The sequence below is a fragment of the Pseudomonas sp. ME-P-057 genome (genome assembly GCF_030208975.1).
GTDB classification, from domain to species: Bacteria; Pseudomonadota; Gammaproteobacteria; order Pseudomonadales; family Pseudomonadaceae; genus Aquipseudomonas; species Aquipseudomonas lutea.
Map to the genome: position 1 here is coordinate 83854 of NZ_JARVSX010000033.1, position 11698 is coordinate 95551.

At 61.7% G+C, this 11698-nt stretch carries 10 protein-coding genes; 5 read left to right on the top strand and 5 right to left on the bottom strand.

All coding sequences use genetic code 11. The features are described 5' to 3' along the window. The first annotated feature begins 62 nt into the window (after positions 1-62). Positions 63-1625 (top strand): alkaline phosphatase D family protein, encoded by a 1563-nt coding sequence (locus QRN48_RS16910; RefSeq protein ID WP_285351836.1) that lies wholly within the window; start codon positions 63-65, stop codon positions 1623-1625. 270 nt (positions 1626-1895) lie between these two features. Then, the gene (locus tag QRN48_RS16915) at positions 1896-2837 is read left to right on the top strand and encodes an AEC family transporter (RefSeq protein ID WP_191944338.1); all 942 of its coding nucleotides are present in this window, start codon (positions 1896-1898) and stop codon (positions 2835-2837) included. A gap of 464 nt (positions 2838-3301) precedes the next feature. On the opposite strand, the gene QRN48_RS16920 is transcribed toward QRN48_RS16915, so the two are convergent. From QRN48_RS16920 to gatC, 5 genes are all read right to left on the bottom strand, one after another. Continuing rightward, the gene (locus QRN48_RS16920) at positions 3302-4354 is read right to left on the bottom strand and encodes a calcium/sodium antiporter (protein WP_191944511.1); all 1053 of its coding nucleotides are present in this window, start codon (positions 4352-4354) and stop codon (positions 3302-3304) included. Positions 4355-4399: 45 nt separating this feature from the next. After that, on the bottom strand, positions 4400-4774 hold the full coding sequence (locus QRN48_RS16925; protein WP_037012605.1) for a septal ring lytic transglycosylase RlpA family protein: 375 nt from the start codon (positions 4772-4774) through the stop codon (positions 4400-4402). A 224-nt stretch (positions 4775-4998) separates the two neighbouring features. Then, positions 4999-6444 carry an Asp-tRNA(Asn)/Glu-tRNA(Gln) amidotransferase subunit GatB gene (gene gatB / locus QRN48_RS16930; protein WP_037012604.1) on the bottom strand — a complete coding sequence of 482 codons (1446 nt, stop codon included), beginning with the start codon at positions 6442-6444 and terminating at the stop codon, positions 4999-5001. Positions 6445-6455: 11 nt separating this feature from the next. Next, a complete protein-coding gene (gatA, locus tag QRN48_RS16935; RefSeq protein WP_285351838.1) occupies positions 6456-7907 on the bottom strand; it encodes an Asp-tRNA(Asn)/Glu-tRNA(Gln) amidotransferase subunit GatA in 1452 nt (483 codons plus the stop codon). A 15-nt stretch (positions 7908-7922) separates the two neighbouring features. Further along, a complete protein-coding gene (gatC, locus tag QRN48_RS16940; protein ID WP_037012602.1) occupies positions 7923-8210 on the bottom strand; it encodes an Asp-tRNA(Asn)/Glu-tRNA(Gln) amidotransferase subunit GatC in 288 nt (95 codons plus the stop codon). Between the two features lie 207 nt (positions 8211-8417). Between gatC and mreB the strand changes: the two genes are divergently transcribed. The 3 genes from mreB to mreD all read left to right on the top strand — a co-directional run bounded on the left by mreB (position 8418) and on the right by mreD (position 11317). Next, positions 8418-9455 carry a rod shape-determining protein MreB gene (mreB, locus tag QRN48_RS16945; protein WP_020292894.1) on the top strand — a complete coding sequence of 346 codons (1038 nt, stop codon included), beginning with the start codon at positions 8418-8420 and terminating at the stop codon, positions 9453-9455. A 234-nt stretch (positions 9456-9689) separates the two neighbouring features. Continuing rightward, positions 9690-10826 carry a rod shape-determining protein MreC gene (mreC, locus tag QRN48_RS16950; RefSeq protein WP_037012601.1) on the top strand — a complete coding sequence of 379 codons (1137 nt, stop codon included), beginning with the start codon at positions 9690-9692 and terminating at the stop codon, positions 10824-10826. Beyond that, entirely contained in the window at positions 10826-11317 is a 492-nt protein-coding gene (gene mreD, locus QRN48_RS16955) for a rod shape-determining protein MreD (RefSeq protein WP_037012599.1), read from the top strand. The genes mreC and mreD overlap by 1 nt, the downstream gene beginning before the upstream one ends. Positions 11318-11698 lie beyond the last annotated feature (381 nt).

The window sequence follows — 11698 nt, forward strand, 5'->3', positions numbered from 1 at the left end:
ATCTCCTGCAAACAATCCGCTGCTAGTTTCCTCACTTTGGCATTCGCTAGAGGAGGATAAACATGTCCCGGTTTGACCTGACCCGCCGCCGTATCATTCAGGCTGCTGGCGCCGGATTGTTGCTGCCGGGGCTCGCACCCGCTGTCATTGCGTCCGTGAAGGACCGCCCGAAGATGACCGACGGGGTGCAGTCCGGCGATGTCCTCGGCGACCGCGCGATGGTCTGGAGCCGCAGTGATCGCCCCGCCCGGATGGTGGTTGAATGGGACACCCGCAGCATGTTCACCCAGCCGCGCCGCGCGGTTTCGTTGCTCGCCGACCAGCGCACCGACTTTACCGCCCGCGTCGAGTTGACGGGCTTGCCGGCCGATCAGGCCATTTTCTACCGCGTCTACTTCGAAGACGCTCAAAGCGGCGTTGCCAGTGAACCGTGGTTTGGTCATCTGCGCAGCGTGCCGGTCAATCGACGCAACATCCGCTTCGTCTGGAGCGGCGACACGGTAGGGCAGGGCTTCGGCATCAACCCTGACATCGGCGGCATGCGCATCTATGAAGCGATGCGCCTGCGCCTGCCGGACTTTTTCATCCATAGCGGCGACACCATTTACGCCGATGGGCCTGTACCCGCCGAAGTCGTCACCGAGGGTGGACGCATCTGGCGCAATATCACTACCGAAGAAAAGAGCAAGGTCGCCGAAACCCTCGACGAATACCGAGGCGCCTACCGCTACAACCTGATGGACGACAACCTGCGACGCTTCAACGCCGAGGTCCCGCAGATCTGGCAGTGGGACGACCACGAAGTGACCAACAACTGGTCGCCGAGCAAGCAGCTGGATGACCGCTACAAGGTCAAAGACATCCAGTTGCTGGCCTCGCGCGGCCGCCAGGCGTTTCTGGAATACGCACCGATGCGCCTGCAGAGCGCCGACAACGGCGGGCGTGTGTACCGGAAACTCGGTTACGGCCCGATGCTGGACGTCTTCGTGCTCGACATGCGCAGCTACCGCGACGGCAACGATGCCAATCTGGCCGACAAACCGGGGCCGACCACCGCCTTTCTGGGTCGTGAGCAACTGGACTGGCTCAAGCGCGAACTGCAGGCTTCGACGGCGCAATGGAAAGTCATCGCCGCCGACATGCCGATAGGGCTCGGCGTCCCGGACGGTGAGATCAGCCCCGGCGTGATGCGCTGGGAAGCGATCGCGAACGGCGACAATGGCGCGCCAAAAGGCCGTGAAATGGAGGTCGCCGAGTTGCTGGGATTCCTGCGCCAACAGAAGGTGCGCGACACCGTCTGGCTAACTGCCGATGTGCATTACTGCGCCGCGCATCACTACCATCCCGATCAGGCAATATTTCAAGACTTCGATCCGTTCTGGGAATTCGTCGCCGGGCCGCTGAATGCCGGCAGCTTCGGGCCTAACACGCTGGACAAGACGTGTGGGCCTGAGCTGGTGTTTCAGAAAGCCCCGCCCGCGCAGAACACTTCGCCGTTCGCCGGGTTCCAGTTCTTTGGTGAGGTGAACATCGACGGGCAGAGCGCCGAGATGACCGTGACGCTGCGGGACCTGGATGGCGCGTCGGTGTTTGAGAAAAAGCTGCAGCCTGCCAATCAGGCCTGACGCAACCCCTGTAGGAGCGCGCTTGCCCGCGAAAACGGCGGTACATTCGCTACATGTTTAGCGGTTGAAATACCGTCTTCGCGGGCAAGCGCGCTCCTACAATTTTGCGGCGCGCCACCCTCTACCATCAGGGCCAGTGAAGTGGCGGCCTGCCATCCGATCAGGGCCCGATGGAGTCGCAGTTGTACGATGACTCGCAATTGCCGTTAACACTTCGCGCTCCGCTGGCCTATCATTAGCTACCTAACGACGGCTCAGGGTTTGGCGTGCATGCTGGCAATCTTTCTGGAAACCCTGAACATTACCGCCCCGGTCTTCGCCATGCTGTTCCTGGGCGTGGTCCTCAAGCGCGTGGGCTGGATCAACGACAACTTCATCCACACGGCTTCCTCGCTGGTGTTCAACTGCACAATGCCGGCGCTGCTGTTTCTGGGGATCATCCACGCTGACCTTCATGCGGCGCTGCAGCCTGGGGTGTTGATCTATTTCATCGTGGCGACGCTGCTGGGTTTTGCGTTGTCGTGGGGCTGGGCCATTTACCGTGTGCCGTTCGCCGAGCGCGGGACCTACACCCAAGGGGCGTTTCGCGGCAACAACGGCGTCATCGGCCTTGCGCTGGCCGCAAGCATGTACGGCGACTACGGCATTTCGCTGGGCGCGATTCTGGCCGCGCTGGTCATTCTTTTCTACAACACCCTGTCCACCGTTGTGCTTGCGGTCTACAGCCCGGTCATCAAGTCCGACCCGTGGAGCATCACCAAAAGCGTTATGGCCAACCCGCTGATCATTAGCATCGTCGCGGCCGCGCCATTCGCCTACTTTCAGATCCCGTTCCCCAAATGGCTCGACACCTCCGGCAGTTACCTGGCGCAGATGACCTTGCCGTTGGCGCTGATGTGCATCGGCGGCACCCTGTCGTTGAAGTCATTGCGCGAGAGCGGCACGCTGGCGATCAGCGCCAGCCTGATGAAAATGGTCTGGTTGCCGCTGATTTGCACACTCGGCGCGTGGCTGCTGGGCTTCCGTCATGCAGAGCTGGGGATTTTGTTTCTGTACTTCGGCGCGCCGACAGCCTCGGCCAGCTTTGTCATGGTGCGTGCGGCCAATGGCAACCACGAACTGGCTGCATCGATCATCGTCATCACCACCCTGGCGGCCGCGGTCACGACCAATGTCGGGATTTTCATCCTGCAATGGGGCGGGTGGATATAGACCTTCAGCCCATCCTGGAACCACTGCCAATCCCGGAACCCCTGCCGGTCCTGGAATCGCAGCCAGTTCACGGCGCAGTCTTTAGGAGCCGGCTTGCTGGCGAACCCGGTGCATCAGGCGCCATCCTCGTCACTGATGTACCGCTTTCGCCAGCAAGCCGGCTCCTACAGCGGGTCGTGGTTCATTTTCAGGCGTTCAGTGCTGCCGTCGCCACGCGCGTATCGTTCCGACCACGATGCACGCGGCTTTCACCAGCCTAGGCAATAACGCCATGCCCATCTCACCGGCGACATTCCACGACTAGGATCGCAATCGTAGGAGCCGGCTTGCTGGCGAACCCGGTGCATCAGGCGCCATCTTCGTCACTGATCTACCGCTTTCGCCAGCAAGCCGGCTCCTACAGTGGGTCGTGGTTCATCCTCCAAGCCGGCTCCTACAGTGGGATGTTGTTCATCCTCAGGTGTTCAGTGCTGCCGTCGCCATGCGCGCATCGTTCCGACCACGATGCACGCGGCTATCACCGGCAACGCGTAGTGAATCATCAGACGTTCCAGCCGCTCTGCCAGCGGCATGCCGGTGGTGAAGGAGACGATGTGCAGCCCATACACAGCGTAAAGCCCGAGCAGCAACAGCCCCTCCAGCCGGGTGATCCGATAACCCGAGTAAAACAGCGGCACGCACAGCACGGCCACGCCCAGCATGACCGGTAAATCGAAATCCAGCGCGTTGGGCGATATAGACAGTGGGCCGGTGGCAATCAGCGACGTGATGCCCAGCACGCCCAACAGGTTGAACAGGTTGCTGCCGATAATGTTACCCACGGCGATGTCCCGTTCACCGCGCAATGCTGCGACCAGCGAGGTCATCAAGGCGGGCAGCGATGTGGCCACGGCGATCACGGTGAGGCCGATGACCCGCTCCGACAAACCAAGGTCCAGCGCTACCGTCACCGCCGCGCCGACCAGCAAGTGGCTGCCGAAGGTCAGCAGGGCCAGGCCGCATGCCATCAACGCCAGCCGGCCGAGTATGGGCCTGACGCGACGACGCGGAGCGACGCCGACCTTCGAGACATGTCGCGCGCCGTGGGCAAACTGGCGCACCACGACGAACAGGTACGCTGCCATTCCAAGCAGCAACACGATGCCATCCAGTGCGCTCAGCTCGCCGTTCCAGGCCAGCGCGGCGACCAATACGGTCGCGCCGATCATCAGCGGCAGGTCAACACGCACCAACTGGCGAGCCACCCTGAGCGGGATGATCAACGCCGACAGCCCCAGTGTGACCAGCACGTTGAAAATATTGCTGCCGATGACGCTGCCGACCGCGATGTCGGTGCTGTCGGTGAAGGCTGCCTGCAATCCGACGGCAAGTTGAGGCGCGCTGCTGCCGAGGGCGACGACTGTCAGACCGAGGAACAGCGGGCGGGTTTTGAGCAGCGCGGCGAGGGCCACGGCAGCGCGTACCGACAGTTGCGCGCCGATGATCATCAGCAACAGGCCGCAGGCGAGCTCGATCAGGGTAGGCAAGGGCAGATTCGTTAGGGCGAGAATTCAGGGCACCAGTCAGTCGTCGAGGGCTTGTACCCGCACTTGTGCGGTTCCGCTGCGCAGCATACCCAATTGCGTGGCCGCTGCGCGCGACACGTCAATCAGCCGACCGCGCGTGTGCGGGCCGCGATCGTTGATGCGTACGATGACCTTGCGGTCGTTGTCCAGGTTGGTGACTTGCACGCGCGTGCCGAACGGTAGTTGACGGTGCGCGGCAGTCAGGGCATTCGGGTCGAAGCGCTCACCACTGGCGGTGCGCTGACCGGCGTGTTGTGAGCCGTAATACGAGGCGCCACCGGTTGCGTTGTAACCGTGCGGATCGATGAGGCCGTCACTGGCGCAGCCGGCCAGCAGGGAGAGCAGGGCGCAAGCGCCGAGGATTCGCCGCATGGGGCAGGGTCCCTTGGAAATGTTCAGTTCGGCAATTCGGCATCGCCCGGGACTGACCCGGGCGAGCACGTTTGTGCAGAAGACCGCGATTTGCGGCCGCGGTCCCTTGTAGGAGCGCGCTTGCCCGCGAAGACGGTATCTGAATCGCTAAAAATTTAGCGGGTGTACCGGCCTCTTCGCGGGCAAGGTGGAGCGCCACCCGGTCGCTCCTACAGGTTTCGCGTTCAGCCTTCGAGCTTGCGCTTGAGCAGTTCGTTGACCTGGCCCGGGTTGGCCTTGCCCTTCGATGCCTTCATCGCTTGCCCGACAAAGAAGCCGAACATCTTGCCGCGTTTGGCTTCGTCGGCCGCACGGTACTGCTCGACCTGTTCAGCGTTGGCAGCGAGTACATCGTCCAGCATCGACTCAATGGCGCCGCTGTCCGTGACTTGCTTGAGACCGCGCTGCTCGATGATCTCGTCGGCGTTGCCCTCGCCATTGGCCATGGCCTCAAAAACCATCTTGGCGATTTTGCCCGAGATGGTGTTGTCCTTGATGCGCAGCAGCATGCCGCCCAGTTGTTCAGCGCTGACCGGCGATTCGTCGATCTCGACGCCCTGCTTGTTCAGCAGTGAACCCAGCTCAACCATCACCCAGTTGGCCGCCAGTTTCGCGTCGCCCGAGATGCTGACGACCTTCTCGAAGAAGTCGGCCTGTTCGCGGCTGGAGGCCAGCACGCTGGCGTCATACAGCGAAAGCCCGAACTGCGACTGGAAGCGCTCGCGTTTCTGCGGAGGCAGTTCCGGCAAGGTCGCCCGGGTCTGCTCCAGGAACGAGTCTTCAATGATCACCGGCAACAGGTCAGGGTCGGGGAAGTAGCGGTAGTCGTTGGCTTCCTCTTTGCTGCGCATGGCGCGGGTTTCATTGGTGTTCGGGTCGTACAGGCGGGTCTGCTGAATGACCTTGCCGCCGTCTTCGATGAGATCGATCTGACGCTGGATTTCGCTGTTGATCGCCTTCTCGATGAAGCGGAACGAATTGACGTTCTTGATCTCGCAGCGCGTGCCGAACTCAACCTGGCCTTTCGGGCGAATCGACACGTTGCAGTCACAGCGCAGCGAGCCTTCCGCCATGTTGCCGTCGCAAATGCCCAGATAACGAACCAGTGCATGCATCGCCTTGACGTAGGCAACCGCTTCCTTCGCCGAGCGCATGTCCGGTTCGGAAACGATCTCCAGCAACGGCGTACCGGCGCGGTTGAGATCGATGCCGGTCATGCCGCTGTAATCTTCGTGCAGGCTCTTGCCTGCGTCTTCTTCAAGGTGCGCGCGGGTCACGCCAATGCGCTTGATCGTGCCGTCTTCGAGGGTGATGTCCAAATGGCCCTTGCCAACGATCGGCAATTCCATCTGGCTGATCTGATAACCCTTCGGCAGGTCAGGGTAGAAGTAGTTCTTGCGGGCGAACACGTTGTGCTGGCCGATCTCGGCGTCGATGGCCAGGCCAAACTTGACCGCCATCTGCACGGCTTCCTTGTTCAGCACCGGCAAGCTGCCGGGCATGCCCAGATCTACCAGACTCGCCTGGGTATTAGGCTCGGAGCCGAACGTGGTGGCGCTGCCGGAGAAAATCTTCGACTGGGTGGTGAGCTGGGTATGAATCTCCAGCCCGATGACGACTTCCCATTGCATGTGTTTTCTCCTTAGAAGCCAGCCGGCGAGCGGGTGTGCCAATCGGTTACTTGCTGATATTGATGGGCAACGTTCAGCAAGCGACCTTCCTGGAAATACGGCGCCAGCAATTGCACACCCACCGGCAGGCCGTCGGCGAAACCGGCGGGCATTGACAGGCCCGGCACGCCTGCGAGGTTGGCGGTGATGGTGTAGAAGTCTTCCAGGTAAGCCGAGACAGGGTCCGCGTTCTTGGCGCCTATTTTCCAGGCGGGGTTCGGCGTGGTCGGGCCCAGAATCACGTCGACTTCGGCGAACGCGTTCATGAAGTCGTTCTTGATCAGGCGGCGAATCTTCTGCGCCTGCACGTAGTAAGCGTCGTAGTAACCGGCCGACAGCGCATAGGCGCCGACCATGATCCGGCGCTGAACTTCAGGGCCGAAGCCTTCGCCACGGGAGCGCTTGTACAGGTCGGTCAGGTCTTTCGGGGCTTCGCAGCGATAGCCGAAGCGCACGCCGTCGAAACGCGAGAGGTTGGAGGAGGCCTCTGCCGGTGCAATCACGTAATACGCCGGGATGGCGTGCTGCAGGTTGGGCAGGCTGACTTCCTTGACCACGGCGCCGAGCTTCTTCAGCTCTTCGACGCTGGCCATGACCAGGTCCGCAATGCGCGGGTCCAGGCCGGCGCCGAAATATTCCTTCGGCACGCCAATGCGCAGACCCTGCAGCGATGCGCTCAGGCCAGCGCTGTAATCGGGCACCGGTTCGTCGATGCTGGTGGAGTCATTCACGTCGAAACCGGCCATGCCTTGCAGCAGCAATGCGCAGTCTTCGGCGGTGCGCGCCATCGGGCCCGCCTGATCCAGGCTGGAGGCGTAGGCAATCATGCCCCAGCGGGAAACCCGGCCGTAGGTCGGTTTCAGGCCGGTGAGGTTGGTGAGTGCGGCTGGTTGACGGATCGAGCCGCCGGTATCGGTGCCGGTAGCGCCGGGCAGCAGACGCGCCGCAACGGCAGCGGCCGAACCGCCGGACGAGCCGCCGGGAACATGCTCGAGGTGCCACGGGTTTTTAACTGCGCCGTAATGGCTGGATTCGTTGGCCGACCCCATGGCGAACTCGTCCATGTTGGTCTTGCCCAACGTCACGGTCCCGGCGGCGGCGAGCCTGGCAACCACAGTGGCGTCGTAGGGGGCCTTGAAGTTGTCGAGCATCTTCGAGGCGCAACTGGTGCGAATGCCCTTGGTGCAGAAGAGGTCCTTGTGCGCCAATGGAGCACCCAGCAAAGGCCCGGTTTCGCCTGCCGCGCGGCGGGCGTCGGCAGCCTGGGCCTGAGTGATCGCCAGGTCTTCGGTGACAGTGATGAAGCTATTGAGCTGCGGATCCAGCTGAGCGATGCGCGCCAGCAGATTGCGGGTCAATTCTTCGGAAGAAAACTTTTTATCGGCGAGTCCGCGAGCGATCTCTGCCAGAGTCATTTCATGCATTGCAGGCTCATTCCCTTAGTCGATGACTTTCGGAACCAGATAAAGGCCGTCTTGGACCGCTGGTGCGATGGCTTGATAGGAGTCGCGATGATTAACCTCGGTAACGGCGTCTTCACGCAGGCGTTGGGAGGCTTCAAGGGGATGCGCGAGGGGCTCGATGCCGGTGGTATCGACCGCCTGCATCTGGTCAACCAGCCCGAGAATGCTATTCAGTGCTTCAGTAGTACGCGGGATATCGGCGTCATTAAGACCCAGTCGGGCCAGATGAGCGATTTTTTCCACGTCGGAGCGATCAAGCGCCATGGGGTTCTCCAGTGGAATGCGCAGGGCATGAGCCATACGTCAGATTGCGGAACACTACGCCCTTTAAACGGTCATAAGGCCGCGATCTTCCAGGGTAGTGCTCGGAAAAACCGCCAATTTAACATATTGGCTCCTTGCCCAAAATCCCTGTCGTTGTTAGAGTTTGCCGCACTTTTTTACCCACGCGTTGCCTAGGGTCCTTTCCCCATGTTCAAGAAACTGCGTGGCATGTTTTCCAGCGATCTTTCCATCGACCTGGGCACTGCCAACACCCTTATTTACGTGCGTGAGCGCGGCATTGTTCTGAATGAGCCATCAGTTGTGGCCATTCGGACCCACGGAAATCAGAAGAGCGTTGTTGCGGTCGGGATGGAAGCCAAGCGGATGCTGGGCCGTACCCCGGGCAACATCGCGGCCATTCGCCCCATGAAAGACGGCGTGATCGCCGATTTCAGCGTGTGCGAAAAAATGCTTCAGTATTTTATCAACAAGGTTCACGAGAACAGCTTTCTGCAGCCCAGCCCTCGTGTGTTGATCTGCGTTCCCTGCAAATCCACGCAGGTCGAGCGTCGCGCCATCCGTGAATCCGCTTTGGGTGCCGGTGCGCGCGAAGTCTTCCTGATCGAAGAGCCAATGGCAGCGGCCATCGGTGCCGGCCTGCCGGTCGAAGAGGCTCGCGGTTCGATGGTCGTCGACATCGGTGGCGGCACCACGGAAATCGCCCTGATTTCCCTGAACGGTGTGGTCTATGCCGAATCCGTGCGTGTCGGTGGCGACCGCTTCGACGAAGCGATCATCACTTACGTGCGTCGCAATTACGGCAGCCTGATCGGTGAATCCACCGCCGAGCGCATCAAGCAGGAAATCGGCACGGCCTACCCGGGCGGCGAAGTGCGCGAAGTCGATGTTCGCGGTCGCAACCTGGCTGAAGGCGTGCCCCGCGCGTTCACGCTGAATTCCAACGAAGTGCTGGAAGCGTTGCAGGAATCCCTGGCAACCATCGTTCAGGCTGTGAAGAGCGCACTGGAGCAGTCGCCGCCAGAGCTGGCCTCGGACATCGCCGAGCGCGGTCTGGTATTGACCGGCGGTGGCGCACTGCTGCGTGACCTGGACAAACTGCTGGCCCAGGAAACCGGTCTGCCGGTGATCGTTGCCGAAGACCCGCTGACCTGCGTTGCACGCGGCGGTGGCCGTGCGCTGGAAATGATGGACAAGCACACCATGGACCTGCTCTCCAGCGAATAAGTCGCCGGAACGCAGCATGTTGCGCTTAACGGGCAGCACCTTACCGTGCTGCCTGTTCGTGTCCGACCTGTTGACGTCGCGCAGCGATGTTGCAAGTCTGGCACCCTGCATTTCCATCCATCCGCATCAGGCCGGTTTCGTGTCGCATGAATAAGCACAGCTACACTCACGCACCTCTGTACGCATCTCTGGAAGGAGCGGCCCATTAAACCGCTTTTCTCCAAGGGCCCGTCCCTGGGCGTCCGTCTACTGGTGCTGGTCGTATTGTCCGTGGCCATCATGGTCGTGGACGCGCGCTTTACCCTGCTCAAGCCTGTTCGCAGTCAAATGTCGCTGGTGCTGATGCAGTCCTACTGGATCGCCGATTTGCCAGAGCGTCTGTACCAGGGCGTCGCCAGCCAGTTTGGCAGCCGTACAGAACTCGCTGCCGAGAACGAAAAACTCAAGACCGAAAACCTGCTGCTGCAGGGTCGCCTGCAAAAGCTGGCTGCCCTGACCGAGCAAAACGTGCGCCTGCGCGAGCTGCTCAACTCCTCAGCGCTGGTCAACGAGAAAGTCGAAGTCGCCGAGCTCATCGGCATGGACCCCAACCCGTTTACCCACCGCATCATCATCAACAAGGGTGAGCGCGACGGCGTGGTGCTGGGTCAGCCGGTGCTTGATGCGCGAGGCCTGATGGGGCAGGTGGTCGAGCTGATGCCCTACACGTCCCGCGTGTTGCTGCTGACCGACACCACCCACAGCATCCCGGTGCAGGTGAATCGCAACGGGCTGCGGGCGATTGCCAGCGGCACCGGCAACCCCGAGCGACTTGAGCTGCGCCATGTGGCAGACACCGCCGACATCAAGGAAGGCGACCTGCTGGTGAGTTCCGGCCTTGGGCAGCGCTTCCCCGCGGGGTATCCGGTGGCGACGGTCAAGGAAGTGATTCACGACTCAGGCCAGCCCTTTGCCATCGTGCGGGCGGTGCCGACCGCTGCGCTGAATCGCAGTCGTTATCTGCTGCTGGTGTTCTCCGATGGCCGCTCGCCTGAAGAGCGCGCTGCCGACGCCGCCCAGCAGCAGGAGTCTCTGGACCGTCAGGCGGCTGATCCGGCAGCGGTGCCGTCCGCTACTGTCCCTGGTGCGGCCCCCGCTGCAACGCCCAACAAAGCAGTCGTTCCGGCCACTGTGCCGAAACCTGCCGGGCACAGCACCTCGTCCGCGCCTGCCGCGAACAGCGCGCCTGCATCGACAACCACCGCGCCGGCGACCACGCCTGCCAAGCCCGCTGCCAGCAAACCCGCCGCCAAACCTGCGGCCAAACCCGCCGCAACTCGCCCGGCGACGCCCGCCGCTGCTCCGGCAACCCAACGCGAGAGGGAAGAATAATGGCGCGTCATGCTCCCGCACGAAACGGCTGGGTGGTCTGGTTGACCTTTGTCATCGGGCTGCTGCTCAGCGTTTCGCCCCTGCCGCAATTCATGGAAATATTTCGCCCGCTGTGGCTGGCGCTACTGCTGGCCTTCTGGGCGCTGGCACTCCCGCACAAGATCGGGATGGTCACTGCATGGATGCTGGGTCTGGCCGAGGATGTTCTATACGGCACCTTGCTGGGGCAGAACGCATTGATCCTGACGCTGATCACTTTTCTGGTGCTGTCGTTGCAGCAGCGCTTGCGGATGTTCCCGATGTGGCAGCAGTGCCTGGTGATTCTGGTCATCTTCGGGCTCGCGCAACTGGTTCAGCTGTGGCTCAGTGCCTTGACCGGCAACCGTCAGCCGACCCTCGCCCTCGTGTTGCCGGCATTGGTTAGCGCATTGCTCTGGCCATGGGTCAGCTACGGTCTGCGAGGATTGCGCCTGCGTTTAAAGATCAACTAAGTAATTGGGAGCGGCATCTGCCGGTTTTTGTAGGACCGGCTTCAGCCGGGAAGAGGCCAGTGTGAGCACCCTCGATCCTGTGGCGTGACACACGACGCTTTCCCGGCTAAAGCCGGTCCCACAGGTTGGATGCGGTGTTTGAGTGGGACCGGCTTCAGCCGGGAAGAGGCCAGTGTGAGCACCCTCAACCTGTGGCGTGCCACACGACGCATTCCCGGCTAAAGCCGGTCCCACAGGTTGGAATGCGGTGTTTGAGTGGGACCGGCTTCAGCCGGGAAGGGGCCAGTGTGAGCATCCTCGATCCTGTGGCGTGACACACGACGCTTTCCCGGCTAAAGCCGGTCCCACAGGTTTGAACGCGGTGTTTCAGTGGGACCGGCT